General features: G+C 38.0%; 21 protein-coding genes, 2 tRNA genes and 2 rRNA genes. 7 read left to right on the plus strand and 18 right to left on the minus strand.

Going from position 1 to position 24,747, the window contains the following annotated elements; translation table 11 throughout:
- Positions 1-28: 28 nt before the first annotated feature.
- The 4 genes from ACZ5QH_RS19035 to ACZ5QH_RS19050 all read right to left on the minus strand — a co-directional run bounded on the left by ACZ5QH_RS19035 (position 29) and on the right by ACZ5QH_RS19050 (position 6,515).
- Positions 29-2,518: a DUF6160 family protein gene (locus ACZ5QH_RS19035; RefSeq protein ID WP_303577631.1), complete on the minus strand. Its 2,490-nt coding sequence runs from the start codon at positions 2,516-2,518 to the stop codon at positions 29-31.
- 21 nt (positions 2,519-2,539) lie between these two features.
- Positions 2,540-3,292 (minus strand): DUF6160 family protein, encoded by a 753-nt coding sequence (locus ACZ5QH_RS19040; protein WP_004817710.1) that lies wholly within the window; start codon positions 3,290-3,292, stop codon positions 2,540-2,542.
- 16 nt (positions 3,293-3,308) lie between these two features.
- Positions 3,309-4,865, minus strand: a complete 1,557-nt coding sequence (locus ACZ5QH_RS19045; protein WP_303577632.1) for a hypothetical protein — start codon at positions 4,863-4,865, stop codon at positions 3,309-3,311.
- A gap of 261 nt (positions 4,866-5,126) precedes the next feature.
- A complete protein-coding gene (locus tag ACZ5QH_RS19050) occupies positions 5,127-6,515 on the minus strand; it encodes a hypothetical protein (RefSeq protein WP_244013993.1) in 1,389 nt (462 codons plus the stop codon).
- 470 nt (positions 6,516-6,985) lie between these two features.
- Between ACZ5QH_RS19050 and ACZ5QH_RS19055 the strand changes: the two genes are divergently transcribed.
- Positions 6,986-7,132, plus strand: coding sequence for a hypothetical protein (locus ACZ5QH_RS19055; RefSeq protein WP_303577633.1), 147 nt, complete (start codon positions 6,986-6,988; stop codon positions 7,130-7,132).
- Between the two features lie 51 nt (positions 7,133-7,183).
- On the opposite strand, the gene ACZ5QH_RS19060 is transcribed toward ACZ5QH_RS19055, so the two are convergent.
- The 4 genes from ACZ5QH_RS19060 to ACZ5QH_RS19075 form a co-directional block, all read right to left on the minus strand.
- Entirely contained in the window at positions 7,184-7,258 is a 75-nt protein-coding gene (locus ACZ5QH_RS19060) for an IS3 family transposase (RefSeq protein WP_151027095.1), read from the minus strand.
- Between the two features lie 7 nt (positions 7,259-7,265).
- The gene (locus ACZ5QH_RS19065; RefSeq protein ID WP_004723813.1) at positions 7,266-8,612 is read right to left on the minus strand and encodes a hypothetical protein; all 1,347 of its coding nucleotides are present in this window, start codon (positions 8,610-8,612) and stop codon (positions 7,266-7,268) included.
- Between the two features lie 329 nt (positions 8,613-8,941).
- Entirely contained in the window at positions 8,942-9,511 is a 570-nt protein-coding gene (dcd, locus tag ACZ5QH_RS19070; protein ID WP_004723815.1) for a dCTP deaminase, read from the minus strand.
- A 139-nt stretch (positions 9,512-9,650) separates the two neighbouring features.
- A complete protein-coding gene (locus tag ACZ5QH_RS19075) occupies positions 9,651-10,244 on the minus strand; it encodes a LysE family translocator (protein ID WP_004723817.1) in 594 nt (197 codons plus the stop codon).
- A gap of 456 nt (positions 10,245-10,700) precedes the next feature.
- Here ACZ5QH_RS19075 and ACZ5QH_RS19080 point away from each other — a divergent pair, with 456 nt between their 5' ends.
- A complete protein-coding gene (locus ACZ5QH_RS19080; protein ID WP_303577634.1) occupies positions 10,701-11,252 on the plus strand; it encodes a DUF2062 domain-containing protein in 552 nt (183 codons plus the stop codon).
- A gap of 28 nt (positions 11,253-11,280) precedes the next feature.
- Here ACZ5QH_RS19080 and ACZ5QH_RS19085 read toward each other — a convergent pair whose 3' ends face one another.
- Positions 11,281-12,159 carry a 5'-methylthioadenosine/S-adenosylhomocysteine nucleosidase gene (locus ACZ5QH_RS19085; protein ID WP_464016760.1) on the minus strand — a complete coding sequence of 293 codons (879 nt, stop codon included), beginning with the start codon at positions 12,157-12,159 and terminating at the stop codon, positions 11,281-11,283.
- 327 nt (positions 12,160-12,486) lie between these two features.
- On the minus strand, positions 12,487-13,737 hold the full coding sequence (gene apbC / locus ACZ5QH_RS19090; protein ID WP_004723826.1) for an iron-sulfur cluster carrier protein ApbC: 1,251 nt from the start codon (positions 13,735-13,737) through the stop codon (positions 12,487-12,489).
- A gap of 320 nt (positions 13,738-14,057) precedes the next feature.
- Here apbC and ACZ5QH_RS19095 point away from each other — a divergent pair, with 320 nt between their 5' ends.
- Positions 14,058-14,357, plus strand: a complete 300-nt coding sequence (locus ACZ5QH_RS19095) for a hypothetical protein (protein ID WP_239044965.1) — start codon at positions 14,058-14,060, stop codon at positions 14,355-14,357.
- A 48-nt stretch (positions 14,358-14,405) separates the two neighbouring features.
- On the opposite strand, the gene ACZ5QH_RS19100 is transcribed toward ACZ5QH_RS19095, so the two are convergent.
- A complete protein-coding gene (locus tag ACZ5QH_RS19100) occupies positions 14,406-14,594 on the minus strand; it encodes a hypothetical protein (RefSeq protein ID WP_004723829.1) in 189 nt (62 codons plus the stop codon).
- A 193-nt stretch (positions 14,595-14,787) separates the two neighbouring features.
- Between ACZ5QH_RS19100 and ACZ5QH_RS19105 the strand changes: the two genes are divergently transcribed.
- Positions 14,788-15,006: a DUF6500 family protein gene (locus ACZ5QH_RS19105; protein WP_004723831.1), complete on the plus strand. Its 219-nt coding sequence runs from the start codon at positions 14,788-14,790 to the stop codon at positions 15,004-15,006.
- Positions 15,007-15,010: 4 nt separating this feature from the next.
- Here ACZ5QH_RS19105 and ACZ5QH_RS19110 read toward each other — a convergent pair whose 3' ends face one another.
- The 3 genes from ACZ5QH_RS19110 to ACZ5QH_RS19120 all read right to left on the minus strand — a co-directional run bounded on the left by ACZ5QH_RS19110 (position 15,011) and on the right by ACZ5QH_RS19120 (position 16,761).
- On the minus strand, positions 15,011-15,313 hold the full coding sequence (locus tag ACZ5QH_RS19110; RefSeq protein WP_016539416.1) for a putative quinol monooxygenase: 303 nt from the start codon (positions 15,311-15,313) through the stop codon (positions 15,011-15,013).
- Positions 15,314-15,363: 50 nt separating this feature from the next.
- Positions 15,364-15,858: a hypothetical protein gene (locus tag ACZ5QH_RS19115; protein WP_303577635.1), complete on the minus strand. Its 495-nt coding sequence runs from the start codon at positions 15,856-15,858 to the stop codon at positions 15,364-15,366.
- A 102-nt stretch (positions 15,859-15,960) separates the two neighbouring features.
- Positions 15,961-16,761: a hypothetical protein gene (locus ACZ5QH_RS19120; RefSeq protein ID WP_303577636.1), complete on the minus strand. Its 801-nt coding sequence runs from the start codon at positions 16,759-16,761 to the stop codon at positions 15,961-15,963.
- A gap of 180 nt (positions 16,762-16,941) precedes the next feature.
- On the opposite strand from ACZ5QH_RS19120, the gene metG reads away from it, so the two are divergent.
- From metG to ACZ5QH_RS19135, 3 genes are all read left to right on the plus strand, one after another.
- Complete coding sequence (gene metG, locus ACZ5QH_RS19125) at positions 16,942-18,996, plus strand: methionine--tRNA ligase (RefSeq protein WP_303577637.1); 2,055 nt, start codon at positions 16,942-16,944, stop codon at positions 18,994-18,996.
- Positions 18,997-19,118: 122 nt separating this feature from the next.
- Complete coding sequence (locus tag ACZ5QH_RS19130; RefSeq protein ID WP_303577638.1) at positions 19,119-19,592, plus strand: hypothetical protein; 474 nt, start codon at positions 19,119-19,121, stop codon at positions 19,590-19,592.
- 142 nt (positions 19,593-19,734) lie between these two features.
- Positions 19,735-20,712, plus strand: a complete 978-nt coding sequence (locus ACZ5QH_RS19135) for an MBL fold metallo-hydrolase (protein ID WP_303577639.1) — start codon at positions 19,735-19,737, stop codon at positions 20,710-20,712.
- 165 nt (positions 20,713-20,877) lie between these two features.
- On the opposite strand, the gene rrf is transcribed toward ACZ5QH_RS19135, so the two are convergent.
- The 4 genes from rrf to ACZ5QH_RS19155 form a co-directional block, all read right to left on the minus strand.
- Positions 20,878-20,992: ribosomal RNA gene (gene rrf / locus ACZ5QH_RS19140) — 5S ribosomal RNA — on the minus strand.
- 202 nt (positions 20,993-21,194) lie between these two features.
- Positions 21,195-24,085 (minus strand): 23S ribosomal RNA (locus ACZ5QH_RS19145).
- A gap of 406 nt (positions 24,086-24,491) precedes the next feature.
- Positions 24,492-24,567 (minus strand) — tRNA-Ala (locus tag ACZ5QH_RS19150).
- Between the two features lie 44 nt (positions 24,568-24,611).
- A tRNA-Ile gene (locus ACZ5QH_RS19155) sits at positions 24,612-24,688 on the minus strand.
- Positions 24,689-24,747 lie beyond the last annotated feature (59 nt).

Consider the following 24,747-nt stretch of genomic DNA (forward strand, 5'->3'; position numbering starts at 1 on the left):
ATAAAAGCACTAGCCGACCAATAACGCATTAATTCCGAGGAACAATGTTAAATTCACTGGTCAACCGACCTCCTGTCAACGCAATTTCACCTAAGCGTGCACCCGAAACTAAAGCGCCATTCATAGATGGAGGATAGAAGTTTAAATCTCTCGCTCTAAATACACCGCCGACTGACTGTGTTGGATTAAATTGTAAACTTGCATTAAATCCAACCTGACCAGTCCCACTCGTTGAGTTTTTACTGAGCACAATAGCATTGTTAAAGCGAATATCACCCGTCAAGTTATCTAAACCAAGTATAGAACCATTGACAGGATCACTAATCTGGATGGTGTTATTTGTAGCTGCTAATTTTAAATCACCGACCACAGTTAAACGATTACCTGTACCATCCGCTTTCATTTCACTATTTGGAATAAGTGACAAATCCATATCCCCACCAAAGCGAAGTTTTAGACCAAACAACACATCATCACTTTTGGCGAAATTATTGGAATCAGATGCTCCTTTGTTGCCACAAGCAACGCTTGCTGTTGCAATACCACCTGCACATGATGCATAGGTTGTTCCAGGTAGATAACCTGCCGCAACTTCAGCCGCCATCACCACCAACATATTTTTTAAACTTAAATTTAAACTTCCGTTTTCCACCCCGATACTACCATTGCCTTTCAGCAACATATCGATGTTTCTTAAACCTAAATAATAGTCTTTAGAGGTACCGGCAATCGGAACACCTGCATCATTTTTTACCTGACCACCATCAATCACCAAAATCGAGGTTGTTTTATTGCCAAGCTTAGTTGTACCACTTTTATCCACACCCTCTGTACTTAAACCTAAAGAAAAACCGAGTCTAGAGGTTTGTGTACCCGCTGTAGCTGCAACACTGCTTTTCGTACCATCTGCTGAATAGTAATAAGCTTTATCAGCATCAACTGTTGTGCCATACATGGCTAAATTGGCATTTAAGTTATAAAAAGGTAAAGCCAACCCCCACTGATTATTTAAACCACTCTCGGTAAATAAATTACCAGCAGCCACACCAGCGGCAGTGGTAAATCGCCCTCGTCTAGAGATGGCTTGGAACTCCCCACCACGAATTGAAGCGACCACAGCATAAGGGCGATTACCCGCTGATAGGGTCGTATAAATATCTTGTTTATAATCACTTAAATTGGTTAAAGCCTGACCATTACCAAAACTTGAATTTTGGAAGGTTGTGTTTACCGGTATCGTAACTTGCTTAGAGTCGGTAAGATTTAAAAAAACATTTCCTGTGTCAAAAGAAGCACGCGTTCCCTTTTGTAAACCGGTTAAATTACCAAACTCAAAACCGTAACTATTTAATCCAGCACCACCAATTTCCAAAGTTGTTGCATCGCCACCACCAGCAAGCATGGTGTCACCTTCTTTGGTGAAATCCGTCTTCATACGAAATGCGATACCTGAACCACCAACAATATCTTTTCCAGTGTCTGCACCACTCGAATTAACAGCAGAACCAATTAAACTACTGGCATTCTGTACACCACGAAATTGCAATGAACCATTCACCATACGCCCACTGGCACCTACGCGAATCAGCCCTTTAGCACCAGTTGGCGTATTATAGCTATCGACATCATAAAGCGATGTAGGATTGATGCCTTTATTATTCACCATAATTTCAAGATTTAAACCCGCATTGGTTGTGGAAGTCCCATTTCCATAACTGCCTGTGTTTATAAAACCCGCCTTTAATGAAGCTGGATCAACCACACGGGTTAAATCCACATAACCATAGTTCGTATCTGGTGCCTGATTTGCACCCGCAATATTACTTCCAGAATTCGTTTGTAATTTAAAGCCTTCAGCTGCATCGATAAACGCAAAACCTTTTCCTTTAAAGTTAAAGTTAAAATTCTTTAAAATCAGTTGGTTTAATTGATTTGTGGCACTGCTTTGGCCTAAATAAATGTTGGCATTTTGAAGCCCTAAAGTTAGCTCAACTTGATCTATTTTACTTAAAAGACCATTGCTTGTTTTTAATCCAATACTGGTATTTGAAGCCGTTTGTACCGCTAAATTACCCAACTTTGCACTACAGCGTGCTCCGCTTGGATCACTATCACAAACACGAAATGAATCGACGGTCATCAGCATAGGAGAGAGTGATAAATCTAAATTCACTCCAGTTTTGCCCGCAACAGTTCCCATATTAAGCTTGATATCTGCTTTTAATGGATCTGTAGAAGTATTGCTCTGTTGTATTTTAACTGTATCTGCTGTTGCAACGAGCGCTTGACTGGTTGCATCTGCTTCTGCGCGACCCGCCTGATCTGTCCAGTATAATGTTTTAATATTGGCTTCTTTTAAGCTTGCCTCTATATGTACGCCATCCTGGCCATTTACGTTTCTTAAATCGCTATCATCTAAAGCTTGTAATGCATAAACAGGTGCATGTATAGCCAACAAACTCAAAGCCAATGTATTTAAAATAAATCTTTTTCCATGTTGTTGTTTTTTAATGTTCATCCCTAAACCCTCAGATTTATTTTAGCAACGCTTATTCATTGTAGAATCACAACTAAACATCATCAGCTTGCCCTGCAGCACAAGATTACCGTTCATTTGTACACCCATAAAGCCTGTTTCTCGACCGACATCATAATTATTTGCCGTTGAGCCATTAGCACCCGTTGTTTGAGGTTTTGCTACATATTTATTGGCTTTTAAATAACCATACTGGCCTTCCGTTGCACCCGATGAATTTTCTGTAACTGTTCCATCTGGATTGGTCTTACTGGTGAAATCATCTTTTTCGATAGAAAGAGAGTTGAAGCCAAAATTACGAATTTGAATCGGTTGATTCGCATCAAAAGATAACTGAATTGCGGGCTTGATCATCTGCATAGCAGTGGTATTTTTATAGACCAAATCAACACCATCCAAACCTAATTTCTGAATATTAATTGTCCCTTGTACACCTTTAAAGACCACCCAAAGTTTATTCCCTTCAGTACTACTGGCTAACCCATTTGCATCAACATAGCGATTATTGACAGACAATGCCAAATGGCAAAATTGTAATTTCTCACAAATACCGCCAGTACCATTATCGAACTTATAAGCATTATTTGTGGTGTAATATGAATCACTTGCATTAATTTGATTCAGTACCAATTTTAAAGATAAATCGGCACCTGCTTGCCCTTCGACTTGCTGCATGTCAGAATCAGTTAAAGCCTCCATCGCAGCCAAATGAAAACTCACCAAACTGGTTAAAATAAGAAGTACTGTTTTTTTCATTATATTTCTTCCTATCCTATAAGCCTTTGGTGGTTATTTTCATATGCTGAATCAGCATTCCATCAATCAAGGCAGATCCTAAGTTATTCTGTGCATTTGAACTGGTGGCATTATTTAATTGATTAAATGAAACCCCTACAGCCCCTGCTGATTTATCTGCAAGTAAAGTCTTCCCTGCATCCATACTATAAACAGTCCCTATACTGATACTACTGTGTGTTGCCGAACTGCCTTGATAACCCGCTATTGAACTTGTGCCGCAGTTATAGACATTACAAGTGGAGCCTGTATATGAAGTATCCGCCCCTGTATAATCTGTATAGATCTTCTTATAAATTGATTCTTTATTTGGGATCCTAGCCAGCTCTATACTAAAGTTTGTTCCATCAGATCCGAGAATCAAAGGCTGATATAATGAACCGAGCACCAAATTGGTATTCAAATTATAAATATAAATACCTTCTTTATCTGAAAAAGTCGGTGCTGTTCCGCCATTAATTGCTGGAGTCGATAAGATGTCTTGCGCTGAAGGTGTGGTACAACCATTTAAGTTACCAACTCCACATTCTTGAGTGCTAATCCTAAAAACATGGCTCATCAAGTTCGCTGGAGTAGTCCATGAGTTTGCTGTAGATGTTCCCAATAATTTTGAACCATCGCCACTATTTAATCGTATAACACCAGCCAAACCTAGAGTATTGTTATAAAAAGCACTCATACCACCCGTATTTGTAGCACCACCGAGCGTTTGGAATAATTGAATTTTACTGCCATTTAATCCAAAACCGTTAAAGATACCTTGCAAGCGAATACGGTTCGCTCGACCTGTTGCAGTGGTACTAAATCCCTCACCTAAATTAAATTGATTTGGATCTTTGTCTGCCTTACTTTGATCGCGTACAAAACCATCTGCCCAAAATGCAAGTTTAAGGTTATATGCATCTTCCCCACCGACATCATTGACAAAAGCACTGGTGGTCACTGTTTTCTTATCAGCAGCAAATGAATATAAATTTTCATACAACGGCGCTTCAAAATTTAAATATGTCACAGAACCCGCACCTGCACCAAAGTCAGGTACATTAAGGTCTGTTTTTACATTGAATATCCATGGGTTGGTTGCAGTTCCCCAGCTTTTAATCGCAGCGTTCGCTACGCCATTGGTTGATCCAGCATCCAATCTAAGGTTGGCATTATTGCTTGCATTTTTAGACAACGCCAAACCATATAGATATAAATCAGCTTTGCCGACTGAATGATCACTGGCATTCACAACACCATCTTTATTGGTATCTTGAACGATTGATGACAATGGTCCCACAGGAACATAATAGATATAGCCCGTGTCTAAATTACGATTTGTAAGCACAGTATCTTGAGTTTGGTTTACTCCAGCGCCCTGAAAAACCATATAAGTGTCTCTAGGCAATAAGGCAATACCTTCGCCTGTGGTATCACTTAACTTTTCATCAGACATTTCTTCGAGTGCGAAGCAAGATTGGCTTAAACATAAACCAATGAAACTCACCAAAACGGTTTTATGAAATTTTACCGTATAATTGAGTGTAGTCATCCACGACCTTCCTGTGTTATACGATGCTCCGCACCATATTTTATTTTATTTCTTTAATTTCCGACTTCAAACTGCACAAAAACACATATCCTTGTTTATACAGTTTTGTTATGTCTATCACACTTCATACTATGTAATTTTTTTAATTATGACAAAGTTTTTTTGGTTAAAATCTATCATTTCCGACAAATGAATCTTTTTAAGCAATAAACTCGCCATAAGGTTTAGCATAATTACTGCCAAAACATAATAAGCATTTGATTAACAGAACTTTAATGAGCCATAGCAGTTTGGAGTAAAATCCTGTTTAGCTAGTTGCAAGTTCGTTAATGTCATACTCGGTCTAGTCGCATCTTTCAAATCCACTTCTTTTAGAGGGATTGCACTCCCAAAAAGACAATTTTCCAAGGCTAAACTACCACACTGTACTGGTTTATCATTTAAATAAGTACTCACCTGATTCATCACTTCATTTAATGTGGCTTTAGGAATATCGACCCGATCAGTTGGATCAATCTTGCCAATATCAATCGGATTGGAAAATTCTAACCACCAACCTTTTTGTGCAACTGATTTATTTCCAGTCCATTGAATATCTTGTCCTTGCAATGACAATGATGCGGGTGTTCCATTTAAACTGGCTTTATGAAAATAACCCAAATCTTCATTAATAGTCACATCCACATTCAAGTTTTGAATTGTGCCACTGGTTTCTTTATCCAAGTTAATAACACCAAGTGCTCTTGCAATAATATTACCACTTAAATCAATATCTCGTACCAATGCACTGGCTTTTAAAGTCGCACTATTGATACGTTTTCCTGTAATCTCTTGTTCCAGTAAAGACAAATCACCTTTTAAAATATTACTGCCCGTTGCCTTATCTCGTAAATTTAAATTATATGCGGTTGTCGTAAAACCAATAGGGATAAAAAAAAGAGCACAACATGCTTGGCCATTAATTGCATTATAACCATCTGACTGTATCAACTGTCTTCTGGCAGTTTCTCCCGAGACTAAACTTGAACCAAAACCATTGACCAAAGCAGTCCCCGTAGTTGCGGCGACTTTCATATACCCACTTAAGGAGTTAATTCCATTTTTTGTACCGCTATTTTCTGTACCAAACGTCAGCAAACCCACTGCTTTTTCTGAACTTAAATTTATTCCCACGACTTGTCGTGTAGAAGCGCTTCCTGGATTTTTAATGGCAAATTGAATAAAAGGGTTGGTTAAAACAGCACTTGACCCTACACGGGCAGCTCGGTCAGAAGTACTATCTGTATTTGATGTTGCAGAATTTCCTAAGCCACTTAGACCTAAATTATCAATATCAATATCGCAGTTCCCTGCTCCATTTACACCACCGCAACCTAACTGTAATTTTTTAATATTGGCATTTAACTCAAGTTCAGCTTCTAAACCTAATTTATAAAATCCAATACTTTTATCTCCACCTGTTCGTTTTGCTTCCATATTTGCTGAATCGGTGGGTGCAACATAAGTCAAACTCATTAAAGCCTGACCTGTCGTTTCAGAGAGTTGCTCATCAGACATACTTTTTAAAGTTGTAGACTGTGCATATACAGCAGATATTGCAACAACACTGAATGAAAAAAGTGTTGCACACAAAGCCTTTATTTTAAGCATGAACATCTCCTTATCCTTAGATTATGTTCAAAATTGTGAAACTCTATTGTTCCAATAATCAAACCTAATCTTAGATAAACTTCATAAAATTTAGGCTCTTACTGTTATGAAAATGTATTTTAGTTTTCAATAGAGAAAAATAATGTGATTAATCTATCATAATGTTTTTAAATATAGGTTAAATTTCCGACAAAATGACTGTAATTTTTGTTAGTAAACCAAAATGCCAAATAGCATCAAAACACATGAAAAAAATTCTATAGAAATTTTCAAGAATAAAAACTTTTTAAATTCAAATATAAATAAAAAATCAAAGATAGATATAAAAATAGTTCAAACATTTTAATTAAAATGAATCCACTTAAATCAAGTATTTAATATTTAAATTTTTTAAACCTTTTTATCGGATATTTTCAAATCTATTCCATTTTAACTTTATAGTAAAATCTCAAAACAAAAAGGAATACACCATGAAAAGAATGATATTCGGTTTAATGATAAATTCAATTTTTATAATCAGTTGGGCTGCATGTAGTTATGATTTTGATGCAACTCAAACACAAATTCAGTTCACCTATCCAGTTGGAACGACAGACATCTGTGGCAATACAATTTAAACTATAAAAAACCCATTGAATGATCTGCCCCCTATAAGTTGGACGGATTAATTAAGGGGTTTTTAAGGACTGAGTCCTGTACTGCACAGGGCTTAGTCCTTTTATTTTGAAGTCACTATAAACCAATAAAAAATTAACAGAATTTTAATGAACCATAACAATTACGATAAGGCTGTTCTAATAAAGTAATATTTCCATCTTTCGCATTTGAACTTGAAGCAATATTACTCACAAGATTACTTACTTTATCTGAAATATTAAGCGTAAAAGCATCTTGAAGATACATACTCCAACCTTTACTCACTGCTGCTGCATAATCAGGATATTGTAAATTTTGTGCAGATAGAGCAATACCAAAAGTATTTGAATTCACATCTATTTGATGCACGTTACTTAAATTATAAGGCATTTGATAAGTGCTCAATCCCGAAACAGAAGTGCCTAATCCTGTTGCTAACTGTTGTTTAATATAATCGGAAATACCACCTCTTAACACTGGTAATAAAGCATTACCAATATTTGCACCAAAAGATCCAGAACAAATACCAATAATCCTTACACAAGAGTTACTGGTATTTAACTCCAATGCTGAAGTGGTTGAAGTACCATTTATAATATCATCTACAACTGAACTTAAGTCCAAACCTATTATTTTTGCTTGACTAACACGGTTCCCAACGACAGAAACAGCTAAACCATTTCTACTTACAGTTGAATAATTTGCGGTAATTTCACTATATTTTACTGAAGCTAAACCTAGGTTTAAAATTGTAGCATCATCCAATCCTAGAAAAGCACTAGGTGTTGATATCGCTCTTGAATTCCAGGTTGTTGAGGTTACAGGAGAAACATTTGTTTCACCTAACATTGTTAAATTTGCCTTTCCTGTAAAATATCCACTAAAACTATTTAAATTACCGATAGATAATGGGCCTTCTGCTTTTTCTGCTCCTATACGTATACCAACAACTTCTCGAGTAGAGGCACTATTAGGATTTTTAATTGCAAATTGAAAATAAGGATTTGTTAAGACAAAATCCTTCATATTCTTTTGATTACTAATGGCATTATTACTATCAATGCCAGTAGGTTGATTCGGGTTTGTTGTTGCAGATGTAATACAATAGCCTGCTGCCCCTGTAATACAACCAAAAGAAACACTATCTAAATCTAAATCACAAGCACCACTTCCATTGGTACCACCACAACCTAATTGAAGTTTTTTGATATTTGCATTTAATTCGACAGTCGCTTCTAAACCTAGTTTATAAAACCCAACAGTACTATCCCCACCTGTGCGGCGAGCCTCTAAATTCGCAGTATCTGTTGGTGCAATATAAGTCAAACTCATGAGTGCTTGACCTGTCGTTTCTGACAATTGTTCGTCAGTCAATGCCTGTAAAGTCGCAGCATGAGTCGTACTCATTGCTAAAACACTCAATATTAGTAATACAACACTTAAATATTTTCTTTCGAACATTGTACGCTTCCATCCTTAGCAAAGCTTGACCTTATTTTTATACCAACGCTAAATTATCCTTCGAATCTTGAAAAAATAAAATGATATAAATAACATTTATATTTAGCATCTTTTTATATCATAGATTAAAATTTATACCGAGATTTTTTTACACTTTCCGATAAAAAACAATAATTTTAAATACATTTAAATCTCATTTGGTTATGTTTAATTATGATTTAATTTAAAAATTTTTATTGAAAAATAATATATTAAACATATTTATCATGTTGATATATACATAAAAAAAGCAAGTGATTTACACTTGCTTCTTTCAGCTCATTTTTAATTTAAGCTTTAGGTAAGGTTACCCCAACCTGACCTTGGTATTTACCACCACGATCTTTATAAGAGGTTTCACAAACTTCATCAGATTCAAAAAACAGCATTTGAGCAACACCTTCACCGGCATAAATACGCGCAGGTAAATTCGTCGTATTTGAAAACTCTAATGTCACATGACCTTCCCATTCAGGTTCAAGTGGCGTTACATTTACAATGATACCGCAACGTGCATAAGTCGATTTACCTAGGCAGATCGTCAAAACATTACGTGGAATACGGAAATATTCAACAGTGCGTGCTAACGCAAATGAGTTTGGAGGGATGATACAAACATCAGATTCAATGTCGATAAAACTACGCTCATCGAAATTTTTAGGGTCGACAATGGCAGAGTGAACATTGGTAAAGACTTTAAACTCACGTGCACAACGTACGTCATAACCATAGCTAGATACGCCATAAGAAATTAGCTTTTCACCATGTTCATCATAACGCACTTGGTTTTCTGCATACGGTTCAATCATACCGTGCTTTTCGCTCATTTCACGAATCCAACGATCAGACTTAATTGCCATTTATCTCTATCCCAAAACTGTGCTATTTACTGCGCTGTACTTTAACTGAAATTGCTTTTGAAAGGAATGTTTATGACGAAATAGAGCAACCCAAGTCTGTAAATAAACGTACAAACTTAAGTTTAACTATAATCGATTGTTAAAGGCTTAAAAGTGCTGAATAGCTCAGTGGTACAGTAAAACTCACTAAAACTAAAGAAGCAGTTCTTTGCATATTCCGCTGATTGAGCCAAGTCACTTTATTACTGCAAATCACAGAACCAATAAATGTCCAAAAAAATGCAATCGGTACGATTAATAATAAAAACACCAACATATGTGAAGTATAAGCAGACGCATTTTGCCATACATGTGTTGGAAAAATTGCAGAAGCAAAGAGAAGTGCTTTCGGGTTTAAAAGGGTTGCAAAAAATAACTCACGCGCCCGAATTGTCGCATGATTAAAGTTTTCATCTCGATTTGCTGTACGCCATAATTTTAAAGCCAGGAATAAAATATAACCTGCGCTAAATAATTTAAGAATAACAGGTACACTTGGAAACTGTTTAGACACAGATCCAATAATTAATCCCCAAATGGTAATGGAGATAAGATAGCCAAGCGCTTCCGCTGGAATTAATGCAAGAGATTTTCGAATTCCAACTTGAATTCCAGAAGATGCTAAAAGCGTATTGGTTGGTCCTGGTGTCAAAAGAATCGTCACCACCAAGCCAATAAAAAACCATGAAATCATTAAATGACCTCATCAATGGATTGATCGCAGATTAAATCTTTTAAATTGAATTGGCAAAAAATTAATTGTAAGAGAACTTATTGAAGAACATTACCCTAAATAAAAATATATTTTATTTTCAATGCTTTGAAAACTTAAAATCAGATAAGAACTGCAAAGTCACTGATCGAAGAAATGCTGTTTTTATGTCCAAAATCAAACTTTAAAATCAATAAGAATACCTTTTAAATCAGTAAGTTTATTCCCAAATAGCACACTGATTAGCGGTAAAATACCAAGTAGTTCCGTTAAAGGCTATCTTTGGTACGAATCAAGGGCTTTTTAAGTAAATTTTCAGTTTTATTGACTATTCTTTATCCATATTTCTCTCTTACTCATTAGGTTTTTTGTCAGAAAGGTTGTCGTTTTTATCTACATTGATGCACAATAGTTACCTTTCTTGCATTTTCTACTTTTATGGCAAAGCATTTTTTTCAGTCTTGGCTCCCTAGTCCAGAGCGAGTCAACAATTTGAAATTCATGAAGATTTTTGGCGATAAAGCCTTAAGTCCTCAGCTTTGGTATGTCAATCGAAAATCAATTTCTAAGGCAATGTTTATTGGTACCTTTTGGGGCATCTTGCCTATTCCATTCCACACCTTATTAATTATTTTTTCAGTATTATTCTTTGAAGCTAATTTACCGATTGGTTTAATTTTAGCTTGGATCATGAATCCCTTAACCATTGTGCCAATTTTGATTTTTGCCTTTTGGATTGGTTCCAAAATTTATCATGTGCATATGATTAATAAGGAAATGTTACTCGGTGTTTTCCATCAAATCATTCATTGGATCAAAAACTTTGGCCATGGGCATATTGATTTTAGCCTAGCCAAAATTCTTGCAACAGGTTTGTTTATTGAAGCATTCGTATTTGCATCGCTGCTCTTTATTGTGACACGTATTTACTGGCGTTGGAGCGTGATTAAAAAGTGGAATAGCCGTAAAAAACAGCCAAAAACTCTCTAAGCAAACTCCAATTTATTTTGATAAAAAATTACTTTAAAGCGGCTTGTTTAGCTTTCATATATTCAACAACCACATCTAAAACATAATGCTGGCATGCTTCTCCAGTGCCTGGATCATATGCGCCCCCGTTGGTAATATTGTTCGATAAAATACGAACACCAAGGAATGGTACTTTATATTGGCTGGCAATTTGTGCCACAGATGCCGCCTCCATTTCCTCTACAGAAGTGCCATAATTTTTATGGAAAAATGCAATTCGGTCCAATTCATTGTTCCAAACATCTGCTGAACCAATAGTACCTTCAACCACACGGCCCTTGCTATAATTGGTTTTCGCACGCTGTGCTGCCAATAACAGATCTTTATCTGCTTCAAATTTACGAATTGCAATCGGTTCAGGATCAGACTCATCCGTAGGCAACACATCAAAAGCTTCTGTCCATTCAAGAGAATTTGAACCCTCTCCAACTACTTTTTTAGGTGTTCTAAACGCACCAATATTGGTGGTGTAACGACCTAAAACAATATCATAGACATTAAGATTTGGATCATGTCCACCTGATGTTCCTTGGTTAATAATCGCAATGGGTTTATAACGTTCAATCGCAATTGCTGTTGCGGCAGCAGAGTTGCTCATTCCCATTCTTGTTTTAGAGATAATCACCGGATAACCTTGATAGGTTCCTTTCCAAAACGTCCAACCACCGAACGTTTCGACTGTAGAATTGCTTAGTTTTGAGGCCATTTGCTCAGATTCTACAGGTAATGCACCTTGAATAATGATGGGTTGCAATGATTTCTGTGTCGTTGAATTAGAATTGGTTTTATCTGAATCACTATCATTACATGCAGCCAAGAACACCGAACTACAGATTCCTAAAGCACATAAGATTTTTTTTAATAGCATGGTCTACTCAATGGTTTAAATTAGAAATTATACCTAAGCAATGAATATACCAGTTGATCAATTTTCTATATTTTTATACAGATAGTTAAGAGAAGGCGATTTAAATTTTATTTTTGAATTAAGAATAACTTTAATTAACTTAACATCGTTTGTACCATACCCTTCATATTTAGCATTAATTATTTGATTTTTGAGGATACTGAAAATGGGCAGTGCATATAAAATCTTATTATCGAGTAAGTTTAAATATTTCATTGATTCATTCTCAACCATCCTCTCCTTAATTCAATGGTTAAAATAAAGAGAGGACGCTTGAGAGATCAATTCTTAGAAAATTCTATGCGGATCTTTTTCGGCTTTAGGTAAAGCTTGTGCAATTTTTTCAGCAATAGCCATATAGTTTTCTGCAGCAACATCTCCTGCTATCACAGAAGGTTTACCAGCATCAGCATTTTCACGAATTTGAACATTTAGAGGCAATCGTCCCAACAACGGAATATTATATTGCTCAGACAATTGATCGCCGCCACCTGTACCAAAAATTTGTTCTTCATGACCACAGTTTGAACAGATATGTGTCGACATATTTTCCACAACACCCATAACTGGAATATGTACTTTATTAAACAGTTCAATTCCTTTCACAGCATCCATCAGGGCTACATTCTGAGGTGTTGTCACAATCACAGCCCCTGTTACAGGAATACGCTGGGCAAGGGTTAATTGAATATCACCAGTACCAGGTGGCATATCGATGACTAGAACATCTAAATCAGGCCATAGCGCTTGATTAAACAGTTGCATCAATGCACCTGTGGCTTTTGCACCACGCCAAGCAACTGGTGTATTTTCTTTTCCAATCAAATGACCGATTGAAAGTACCGCCATACCATAAGCTTCTAATGGTACAAAATTTTCACCTTCTATTTTAGGTGTTTGCCCTGCATTCCCCAGCATTGTTGGAATACTTGGACCATAGATATCAGCATCCAAAACCCCGACTTTTAAGCCTAGTTTGTGCAAAGCCAATGCGATATTTACTGTGGTAGTTGATTTACCCACCCCACCTTTACCCGATGATATAAGGATCACATTTTGAATTCGAGGGTGCTTCGGAATATCTCGTTGTTGCGGTGCTGCTTTTTGAATCGGTGGATTATTAGGATCTTCTTGTGTATTTGCCATTTTAGCAGAAGCATCGACAACTGGAGGAAGATTAGGATGTTGCTCTTTGGGCTTTGAAGCGCAACTATGCCCTGCTTTTCCATGTTGGTCACTGCCACAACTCGAATCATGTTGAATTTTTTGTTGGATCACATGCAGATTCAACTCTTGAATACCGCACTTCTCCAATGCATCTGCGAGATCATCATGAATTTTTTGTAAATGATCTGCCTCTTCTGGATAAGTATTAATTGTCAGTTGTAATACTCGGCCTACAACATTCACTTGAGTAATACGATCTTTTAAGACATTTGAATTTGGCAAAATATAGTTTTGCAAAACAGATTGGACTTCTTCCTCTTTCACCTCCTGCGCAGGAGAAAAAACTGATTTAAGCGAAGAAAGCCACGACATAGATTTGCTCCAAATTTGCAAATACAATAAATACTGAGAACAGATAGTTTAACTGTAAATTGACCTGAGGTTAAGCAAACTTCTATTCAGCTTTTTGAATGTTGTTATTAATCCTACTGATTTAGTTGGTTTAGCATCCAAAATAATCTATTCAATCATTTTATCTCATTGTTCAGAATGAACTTTTAGTTTTTGCGATTTAGTTTGCTATGACAAACGCTGTCTTAATAATTCCCATACAAATACTGGATAAAAAATAGCTATAGTCAGATTGGGTCATAACAACTTTGTGTAATTTTTGACAATAATAAGGTAGGTCTATGAAGTCTCTATTATTTTTAGTTTTTACTGTAATCATTTCGAGTTCAGCTTTTGCTGGAACATCTACAACTGCGGTGCGTACATCTTCAGGACAATTGGTTTCTGTAGGTGATAGTTTGACGGAAATGTCGACACGAATTGGTCAATCTCCAATTTCAATGAACACTTATGAACGTAAAGAAGGTAAAACGACGGTTACCGTATCCAACTATATCTATGAGATTGAGAATGTAACTTATACTTTTACGGTAGTGAATAATCAGATTCGTGAAATTGAGTGGATTCGTAAAGAACCTTAAGTAAAAAGTATCACTGAACAGCGTGGCGCTGTTCAGTGATTGTTCAAATTACTTTTCATCATCTTTTTTGTGCTTCAAATCATTTACAGCTTGCTCACCTTTAAGCAGTGTTTCTTTTGCTTTATGTTTGAGGTCATCTGCAACCTTTTCAGCACCTAATTTTGCTTCTTTGGCTTTTAACTTCACATCATCAATTACTTCAGAAGCTTTGTTTTTTAAATCGTCTAAATTTGTCATGATTTTCTTCCTATTTAATTAAGTCTCACCCTAGTTATAACAACTGAAACTCCATAAAATGTAAAAAGATGCATTTCTTTAACAATTCATACACAGTTTGTAGCGATGTGTTTTTTTGTTTCAAAATGAATAAAATAGCCTATTCTGATTGATTGAAAATCATTGAATTAAAACAAACACTGAGTCTTATCGAATGCAACACTTAATGAAAGAAAAAATTATCCGAGTCTGTAATGATAAAATTGCTAAAAAGGGAGATGATGTTGGTTTATCTTTTTATGCATTCTTTGCCAATAAAAATGATGACCCAGAAACCTTAATGCAAGTGGCAGAATGGTGGATTAAAACCCATCAGCTTGATCATTTTGAAAAGGCAATCAAAATTAAGAAAATGATTGAAGATGAATGCTAAATATTCATTTTTTAAACAATTCATCATAATGCTGCATATGGGTAAAAATTCCGTCTTGTCTTCTATGTTGATCAATTTTCGGGACTAAATCCTGAAAATGGGAGGATTGAACATGGGCATCTAAAGCAGCTCGATCCACCCATTCCTCAATAAATACAAAATGCCCTGTATTGCGTAAATCATGATATAAATCATAGGCAATACAGCCCGCTTCTCGTTTAGTTTGCTCAACTAATTGTTGATATAAAGGTAAAACTAAATCAATTTTATCCACTTGGATAAAGTCTTCAGCAATCAGTTTAAGCATAGGTAATTTCTTATTGATATCGAAGTTCGAACATAACATGAAACGCAAATTTAAACCCAATGATGTACTTGTTTTCTAAACATATTCTGCGCATTAAATTTTCTGCATAAAATGAAGTAAACTGCATTTCCGAGAACTAGACCGATACAAAACGGGAGCAATAACAGTAAATAAACGAAGATTAAATAACTCAATGCCTCGATAAAACTAGATAGAGCACCATCTAAACATAAAACTAACAATAAAAAACTTAGCATCATGATAGAGATCCAAGTTATAGATTTTATAATCTGCGTTGTTTCGATGATTTTTTGAGGTACGTTAAATACTTTAAAAATAACTGTGTAACTAAAAAACCCGACCAGCAGTAAAAATGGAGTTAAATACAATACGACTTCCATGCCTCGGCTTGAAGTTCGTTCAGAAGCTGAAATAAATAAATCGCCCTGATAAAAATATAGAAAAAGACAAAATGGCACAACTAAACTGAGAACAGCCGCTAAACTTGCAAATGCTGAAGCAACAAATACATACCAAGACCGCATGATTTTCTCCTTCTTCGATCTTGGTGTTAGTTTCTAAAATTAAAATGTAGCGTGTTTGATTAGGATGTGAAGTTTAGGTGAAGAATCATCACGATTGGAACTTTATGATCGGACATTTCCCATAAAACTGACTGCCGCAAATAGCCAAATAAACAATACGAAACTGCGACCCTGATTAAAATGATTCAAATCCGTACCATGTAGAATGTTATGCCGTGTCATACTCACCGTTGAACTACTATCCATTTTATAAGCAGCCAACTCTAAAAAATAATGATTCAATTCATTGGCAATTTTAGCTTTATGCCACAAACTTTTAATCTCATGACCTTTTAACCCAGGAACGATTTTATAGACATCAATAAACTTGGTGTCCTGTTGTTTTAAATAACCATTTTGAACTAAAACAGCCGTTAACAAACCTTCCAATTGGGCATAAAGCAATGGAATACATCCCGCATACAACTTTAATTGATAGAGTTTAAAGCTTTGTTCTAACACAGCTTGGTATTGTGACTTCTGCTCACCCAGTGCTAATTGATCAAAAGCTTTAAACATCTCAGACTGAAAAAACGCACTGTTGATCACATCTAAAAGATTAAACTGAGCAATATCTTCAGCTTCATGTGTCAATTGCCAAAAATGCAATAGATTGAGAGCGTCATTGGCAATTTTAGCCCCTACAGGCTGATCCAATTGATTGGCTAAAACTTCAAAATAAGGCTCTTCTTGAGCAAACCCATTGAGTGTTTCAATAAGATACTGATGTTCATCTTCAGAAATATCTGCAAAATAGCGTTCAGCTTGTTTCAGAATATTTTTTTCAATCAGATTTTTACTATTTTGATTTTGTGGAATACGGGTTACAGGCTGGTCATCATCAAAATATTCATCATCAATCATAGATTTATTGCTCTTGGGAAATACACGAATACACCATTCTATAATAATGAATTGGCAGATATAAGAATATGCATAAAAATCTACATTTGAAAAGAATTCACCTATTCTGTTGTGCATCTTCATAGCAATTACGCTAAAATCAATGCCCTTGCATTAACTTTGAGAAAGAGAGTTATATCCGTGCGAAATATTTTAGTCACTAACGCCCTTCCATACGCAAATGGTCCTATTCATATGGGTCACCTACTCGGCTACATCCAAGCAGATATCTGGGTTCGTGCCATGCGTGCAATGGGTCATGACGTGACTTATGTCTGCGCGGATGATGCACACGGTACAGCAATCATGCTCCGTGCAGAAGCAAATGGAATTAGCCCAGAAGCACAAATTGCCAATGTGCAAAAAGAGCATATTCGTGATTTTGATGGCTTTGGCGTACATTTCGATCACTATGATTCAACCAATAGCGATGAAAATAAAGCCCGTTCTGAGGAAATCTATATTAAAAACCGCGAGGCAGGCAATATTGCGATTCGTCCTGTTACTCAGTTGTTTGATCCTGAAAAAAGCATGTTCTTGTCAGACCGCTTCATTAAAGGGACTTGTCCAAAATGTAAAGCGGAAGATCAGTATGGCGACTCATGCGAAGTATGCGGTACGACCTATAATGCAACAGAGCTGTTAAATCCACGCTCAACATTAAGTGGTGCGACACCTGTTGAAAAATCATCAGATCATTATTTCTTTAAACTCCCAAACTTTGCCGAATACTTGCAAAAATGGACGCGTGATGAAGGTCGTTTACCTGTTTCGATCGCCAATAAGTTAGATGAATGGTTTGAAAATGGTTTAAACGATTGGGATATCTCTCGTGATGCACCTTATTTCGGCTTTGAAATTCCAGATGCACCAAATAAATATTTCTATGTTTGGGTTGATGCCCCGATTGGCTATATGTCAAGTTTTGAAAATTACATCAAAACGAAACGCCCAGAATTAAGCTTTGACGACTACTGGAAAAAAGATTCTAAAAATGAGGTCTATCACTTCATTGGTAAAGACATTGTATATTTCCATGCGTTGTTCTGGCCTGCAATGTTAGAAGGTGCAAATTACCGCACCCCTACAGGTCTATTCGTAAATGGTTTCTTGACTGTAAATGGTCAAAAAATGTCAAAATCGCGTGGCACATTTATTAAAGCTGAAACCTATTTACAGCACTTAAATCCTGAGTATTTACGTTATTACTTTGCTTCTAAACTCTCTGATAAAGTTGAAGATTCTGATTTGAATCTTGATGACTTTGTACAAAAAGTAAATTCAGATTTAGTAGGAAAAGTTGTGAATATTGCCAGTCGTTGTGCAAAATTCATTAACAGCAATTTTAACAATAGCTTGTCTGCAACATGTGCTGAACCTGAGCTGGTTCAAAGTTTCATTGATGCGGGTGCTTCGATTGCTCAATCTTATGAAGCGCGTGAGTTTTCAACGGCTATACGTGAAATCATGGCACTTGCTGATCGTGCAAATCAGTATATTGATGAGAAAAAACCATGGGCTTTGGCAAAACTAGAAGGTCAGGAACAACAAGTTCATGATGTCTGTTCTGTTGGAATCAACCTATTCCGCCAATTGGCTGTTTACTTAGCACCTGTACTACCAACTTTGGCAACACAAGTTCAAGACTTCTTAAAACTTGAAAGTTTTGATTTTGCTTCAGGAAAAACGGTTTTAGTTGCGCATGAAATTGCTCAATTCCAGCCATTGATGCAACGTGTTGATCCAAAAGCAGTTGCTGCAATGGTTGATGCATCAAAAGAATCTTTAGCTGCTGCAACACCAGCGAAAGCAGAAAAGAAAACTGAAAAAACCAAAGAGAAAAAGCCTGAAGCCAAAGTGGGTGAAGCAGAAATCATTACGATCGATGACTTTATCAAAATCGACTTGCGTGTTGCTGAAGTCTTAGAAGCAGCAACAGTAGAAGGTTCTGATAAACTGCTTCAATTGACTCTAAATGTCGGCGAAGCTGAACCACGTAATGTATTCAGTGGGATCCGTGAGTTCTACAAACCTGAAGACTTAACTGGCAAATTGGTGGTTATGGTTGCAAACCTTGCGCCGCGTAAAATGCGTTTTGGTATTTCAAATGGTATGGTACTTGCTGCTGGGAATGGTGATGGTGTTTGGGTGATTTCACCTGAATCTGGTGCGAAACCAGGTGATAAAGTTTCTTAATTATTGATTATCTCATCCGAGACGATTATAAATCACTAAAAGGCTTCTTCTGAAGTCTTTTTTTATGCTAATGTTTTACTACATTCACATTATAAAAAGGAAAAAAAGGGGCTCGCCTCAATATGGATATGTCAAAGAATAACCAAGGAAAAATATCTGCATTTATCCTCTGTGGTCCACTCATTGGTACATTTATTATCACGATCACATTTCACAGCGGATTATTTTTTTATGATCCAATGCGGTTTTTAAAAGGACTCATTACACCATCTATTATATTTCCAATGATTGCTGCATCCATCTTGATTACTCCAATTGGTTATCTCTTAGGATGCATTCCAGCCATCATTACCAATCTCTTATTTAATCACTTTTTTGCAAGTAAATTAGCGTTAGCCTCTTGGCGTTATAGTTTAATCTATGGGTGTCTTTTAGGCTTTATGCTAGCCCCTTTTATTCTTATCATTGCTATAGTCACGCCTTCCCCTTTATTCACTTTTCTTTACCTCCAGTTTGTCCTTATACTACCAACAGCGCTGATTTGTACTTTTATTGAATGGAAAAGAGCCAGAAATCGTCAGGATATCAATGAATGACCTCACATAGCTGATTCGATCATTGTGTATATTAATAAAAAATTCGCTTACAAAAGTAGATTGTTTTTCATATATAAAAAGCGCCGTGATGAACCAATCCATGTTAAAAAATAATTCGTTAAATTAATTCTGATCAACTCCAATGAAAAAAACTGCCCTATCATTATCAGTCCTTTTATTCGGCTTATTCCCTCTAATATCACAAGCAGAAGTCACCAAAACATTACCGATCATTGAACAACAAGCGCAAGTAGCAGGGTTTTACCAACATCAGCTGGGCAATACACAAATTACAGCCTTACTAGATGGCACCAACTTTATGTCTCCCACACTATTTAAAGATATTTCACAGGATAAGGTTCAAGAAATTTTAAAGAAATATCATGCAGATCAAGCCAAAGGTGTGCAAACATCGGTGAATGCATTTTTAGTTAACACAGGAAAATCACTGGTTTTGGTGGATAGCGGTACTGCAGATTGTTTCGGTGCGCATCTAGGCTCTGTATTAAAAAATCTCAAAGCTTCAGGTCATCAACCTGAACAAGTCAATACGATTTTACTGACACATTTACACCCTGATCATTCCTGTGGTGTCAGTAAAAATGGCATAGCAAACTACCCAAATGCCACCATCTATGTCTCTGAAGATGAAGCAAATTATTGGCTAAATCCAAAACAAGCTGAAAAAATAGCACAAGATAAACGTGCCAATTACTTAGCAACTGTAGAAAAGATCAAAGCCGCCCTTGCACCCTATCAAGTTAAAAAACAGTTTAAAACATTTAAACTGGGTGACAACATCAGCGGATTTGAAGTAATCAGTACTGCTGGTCATACCCCAGGACATTTTAGTTACAAACTAAAAACAACGGGTGAAGATATTGTTTTTATTGGGGATATTGTCCACTCTCATACAGTACAATTCGATAAACCAGAAACAGCAATAGAATATGATATTGACCCGAAAACAGCTGTTCAAACCCGATTAAAGCAGTTTGCTGATTATGCAAAACATGGGCAAACCATCGCAGCACCTCATTTACCATTCCCGGGCATTGGACATATTTACTCAGCAGATGGGAAGAGCTATCAATGGATTCCTGTTCACTTTAAAGATTAATGATTTTATTGTTTAGGTGGAATCTTTTTAATGATTTTTAAAAGCTCCTGCTAAAGCTAGAGCTTTTAATATTCTATTTTAGACTTTTTTCTTCCAGATATCCCAAACACCACACATAAAAAAACACCCCGCTCTCGTTAGAGATCGGGGTGTTTTAGATTTAAAAGCTGGCGATGACTTACTCTCACATGGGTAACCCCACACTACCATCAGCGCTAAGAGGTTTCACTTCTGAGTTCGGGAAGGGATCAGGTGGTTCACTCTTGCTATTGTCGCCAGCAAACTGTTATGGACTTGTTCGGGTCTTATTTAAATGCCTTACTTCGTACCAAATCTTGCGCTCGGGCAAAGCGTTGCTTTGCTTACCCTCGCTCAAACAGAACATTTGAGTTGAATAGTTTAACTAGCTTTACAACTAAATCAAGTATGTTTGATCTTTTATGAATCAAATGATGCTTCATATACAACTGCTTGGGTGTTGTATAGTCAAGCCTCACGAGCAATTAGTATTGGTCAGCTTCATGCGTCACCGCACTTCCACATCCAACCTATCAACGTCGTAGTCTTCAACGGCTCTTTAGAGGACATAAAGTCCTAGGGAAATCTTATCTTGAGGTAGGCTTCCCGCTTAGATGCTTTCAGCGGTTATCCCTTCCGAACATAGCTACCCGGCGATGCGACTGGCGTCACAACCGGTACACCAGAGGTTCGTCCACTCTGGTCCTCTCGTACTAGGAGCAGATCCTCTCAAATTTCCAACGCCCACGGTAGATAGGGACCGAACTGTCTCACGACGTTCTAAACCCAGCTCGCGTACCTCTTTAAATGGCGAACAGCCATACCCTTGGGACCTGCTTCAGCCCCAGGATGAGATGAGCCGACATCGAGGTGCCAAACACCGCCGTCGATATGAACTCTTGGGCGGTATCAGCCTGTTATCCCCAGAGTACCTTTTATCCGTTGAGCGATGGCCCTTCCATACAGAACCACCGGATCACTAAGACCTACTTTCGTACCTGCTCGACTTGTGGGTCTCGCAGTTAAGCGCGCTTTTGCCTTTATACTCTACGCGTGATTTCCGACCACGCTGAGCGCACCTTCGTACTCCTCCGTTACTCTTTAGGAGGAGACCGCCCCAGTCAAACTACCCACCAGACATGGTCCTCGTCCCGGATAACGGGACAGAGTTAGAACCTCAATATTACCAGGGTGGTATTTCAAGGATGGCTCCATAGCAACTGGCGTCACTACTTCAAAGCCTCCCACCTATCCTACACAAGTAAGATCAAAGTTCAATGTCAAGCTGCAGTAAAGGTTCACGGGGTCTTTCCGTCTAGCCGCGGGTACACCGCATCTTCACGGCGATTTCGATTTCACTGAGCCTCTGCTGGAGACAGCGCCCCCATCATTATGCCATTCGTGCAGGTCGGAACTTACCCGACAAGGAATTTCGCTACCTTAGGACCGTTATAGTTACGGCCGCCGTTTACTGGGGCTTCGATCAAGAGCTTCGCTTACGCTAACCCCATCAATTAACCTTCCAGCACCGGGCAGGCATCACACCCTATACGTCCACTTTCGTGTTTGCAGAGTGCTATGTTTTTAATAAACAGTTGCAGGGGCCTGGTTTCTGTGGCTGCCAATAGCTCAAGGAGCAAGTCCTATCACCGTCAGCAGCGTACCTTCTCCCGAAGTTACGGTACCATTTTGCCTAGTTCCTTCAGCAGAGTTCTCTCAAGCGCTTTGGTCTACTCGACCTGACCACCTGTGTCGGTTTAGGGTACGATTCCTGTGTAACTGAAGCTTAGAGACTTTTCCTGGAAGCATAGTATCAGCCACTTCGCTAGTAAACTAGCTTGCTATCAGCTCTCAGCATAGAGCACCCCGGATTTGCCTAAGATGCATGCCTACTGCCTTTCACCTGGACAACCAACGCCAGGCTGACTTAACTTTCTCCGTCCTCTCATCGCATTACACAGAAGTATTGGAATATTAACCAATTTCCCATCGACTACGCCTCTCGGCCTCGCCTTAGGGGTCGACTCACCCAGCCCCGATTAACGTTGGACTGGAACCCTTGGTCTTTCAGCGAACGGGTTTTTCACCCGTTTTGTCGTTACTCACGTCAGCATTCGCACTTCTGATACCTCCAGCATACTTCTCAATACACCTTCATCGGCTTACAGAACGCTCCCCTACCACGTATACATAGTATACATCCGCAGCTTCGGCATATAGTTTTAGCCCCGTTACATCTTCCGCGCAGGCCGACTCGACTAGTGAGCTATTACGCTTTCTTTAAAGGGTGGCTGCTTCTAAGCCAACCTCCTAGCTGTCTATGCCTTCCCACATCGTTTCCCACTTAACTATAATTTGGGGGCCTTAGCTGGCGGTCTGGATTGTTTTCCTCTTGACTACGGACGTTAGCACCCGCAGTCTGTCTCCCGGATAGTACTCATAGGTATTCGGAGTTTGCATCGGTTTGGTAAGTCGGGATGACCCCCTAGCCGAAACAGTGCTCTACCCCCTATGGTATTCGTCCGAGGCGCTACCTAAATAGCTTTCGGGGAGAACCAGCTATCACCGAGTTTGATTAGCCTTTCACCCCTATCCACAAGTCATCCCCTGGCTTTTCAACGACAGTGGGTTCGGTCCTCCAGTTAGTGTTACCCAACCTTCAACCTGCTCATGGATAGATCACCCGGTTTCGGGTCTATACCCAGCAACTAAACGCCCTATTAAGACTCGATTTCTCTACGGCTCCCCTATACGGTTAACCTTGCTACTGAATATAAGTCGCTGACCCATTATACAAAAGGTACGCAGTCACCAAACAAGTTGGCTCCCACTGCTTGTATGCATGCGGTTTCAGGATCTATTTCACTCCCCTCACAGGGGTTCTTTTCGCCTTTCCCTCACGGTACTGGTTCACTATCGGTCAGTCAGGAGTATTTAGCCTTGGAGGATGGTCCCCCCATATTCAGACAAGGTTTCACGTGCCTCGCCCTACTCGTCATCATTATATGTGCCCTTTCGTGTACGGGACTATCACCCTCTACGGTAGCACTTCCCAGAGCTTTCCGCTAAAACACATATAACTTAATGGGCTGATCCCCGTTCGCTCGCCGCTACTGAGGGAATCTCAATTGATTTCTTTTCCTAAGGGTACTGAGATGTTTCACTTCCCCTCGTTCGCCTCGCATGACTATGTATTCATCATGCGATACCTACCTTATGGTAAGTGGGTTTCCCCATTCAGAAATCTCCGGATCACAGGATATTTGCCGCCTCCCCGAAGCTTATCGCAGGCTATTACGTCTTTCATCGCCTCTGACTGCCAAGGCATCCACCACATGCACTTAATTACTTGACTATACAACCCCAAACAGTCGTTAATCCCTACAAGGAGGATCAACAATGTGAACTTAATCACTTCTATTTGTTGCCTGTGAACTTAATCACCATACAGCTTCAATTTAATTCATATACCAAAACGCTTGATTCAGTTTTATCGCTAGTGCTCATTTCACTCAACATTAACAATTACTTGCTAACATCAACTAAAACGAGTTTAAACAATTATTTCAACTCAAATATATTCTGTTAATGATTCACTACCGCCTCGTCAGCGAGTAGTTAACTGTGATAAATCACAGAGATTATCAACTGGTGCGTATACTACGCCATCCATTTGTTAATCTCTAGGATCTAATCAACTATATGCTTATTTCTTAACTTATCTTACGTCTATTTGAACATTTTAAGTTCAATGTAAGTGATGGTGGAGACTAACGGAGTCGAACCGTTGACCTCCTGCGTGCAAAGCAGGCGCTCTACCAACTAAGCTAAGTCCCCAGCTTAAGATCTTAATATATCTGCTCTTCTGTGTTCAGTAGACTTGGTGGGTCTGACAAGACTTGAACTTGTGACCCCACGCTTATCAAGCGTGTGCTCTAACCAACTGAGCTACAGACCCTCAGATACATCAATGAAGAACAACTTGTTGTGGATTCTTACCAATCGTCAATCTTTCGT

This window comes from Acinetobacter sp. Ac8 (assembly GCF_055392545.1).

Bases quoted from the DNA above. Each gene is read 5' to 3' on its own strand.
- ACZ5QH_RS19035 (WP_303577631.1), bottom strand. From the start codon at position 2,518: ATGAACATTAAAAAACAACAACATGGAAAAAGATTTATTTTAAATACA.
- ACZ5QH_RS19040 (WP_004817710.1), bottom strand. From the start codon at position 3,292: ATGAAAAAAACAGTACTTCTTATTTTAACCAGTTTGGTGAGTTTTCAT.
- ACZ5QH_RS19045 (WP_303577632.1), bottom strand. From the start codon at position 4,865: ATGACTACACTCAATTATACGGTAAAATTTCATAAAACCGTTTTGGTG.
- ACZ5QH_RS19050 (WP_244013993.1), bottom strand. From the start codon at position 6,515: ATGCTTAAAATAAAGGCTTTGTGTGCAACACTTTTTTCATTCAGTGTT.
- ACZ5QH_RS19055 (WP_303577633.1), top strand. From the start codon at position 6,986: ATGAAAAGAATGATATTCGGTTTAATGATAAATTCAATTTTTATAATC.
- ACZ5QH_RS19065 (WP_004723813.1), bottom strand. From the start codon at position 8,612: ATGTTCGAAAGAAAATATTTAAGTGTTGTATTACTAATATTGAGTGTT.
- dcd (WP_004723815.1), bottom strand. From the start codon at position 9,511: ATGGCAATTAAGTCTGATCGTTGGATTCGTGAAATGAGCGAAAAGCAC.
- ACZ5QH_RS19075 (WP_004723817.1), bottom strand. From the start codon at position 10,244: ATGATTTCATGGTTTTTTATTGGCTTGGTGGTGACGATTCTTTTGACA.
- ACZ5QH_RS19080 (WP_303577634.1), top strand. From the start codon at position 10,701: ATGGCAAAGCATTTTTTTCAGTCTTGGCTCCCTAGTCCAGAGCGAGTC.
- ACZ5QH_RS19085 (WP_464016760.1), bottom strand. From the start codon at position 12,159: ATGCTATTAAAAAAAATCTTATGTGCTTTAGGAATCTGTAGTTCGGTG.
- apbC (WP_004723826.1), bottom strand. From the start codon at position 13,737: ATGTCGTGGCTTTCTTCGCTTAAATCAGTTTTTTCTCCTGCGCAGGAG.
- ACZ5QH_RS19095 (WP_239044965.1), top strand. From the start codon at position 14,058: ATGAAGTCTCTATTATTTTTAGTTTTTACTGTAATCATTTCGAGTTCA.
- ACZ5QH_RS19100 (WP_004723829.1), bottom strand. From the start codon at position 14,594: ATGACAAATTTAGACGATTTAAAAAACAAAGCTTCTGAAGTAATTGAT.
- ACZ5QH_RS19105 (WP_004723831.1), top strand. From the start codon at position 14,788: ATGCAACACTTAATGAAAGAAAAAATTATCCGAGTCTGTAATGATAAA.
- ACZ5QH_RS19110 (WP_016539416.1), bottom strand. From the start codon at position 15,313: ATGCTTAAACTGATTGCTGAAGACTTTATCCAAGTGGATAAAATTGAT.
- ACZ5QH_RS19115 (WP_303577635.1), bottom strand. From the start codon at position 15,858: ATGCGGTCTTGGTATGTATTTGTTGCTTCAGCATTTGCAAGTTTAGCG.
- ACZ5QH_RS19120 (WP_303577636.1), bottom strand. From the start codon at position 16,761: ATGATTGATGATGAATATTTTGATGATGACCAGCCTGTAACCCGTATT.
- ACZ5QH_RS19130 (WP_303577638.1), top strand. From the start codon at position 19,119: ATGGATATGTCAAAGAATAACCAAGGAAAAATATCTGCATTTATCCTC.
- ACZ5QH_RS19135 (WP_303577639.1), top strand. From the start codon at position 19,735: ATGAAAAAAACTGCCCTATCATTATCAGTCCTTTTATTCGGCTTATTC.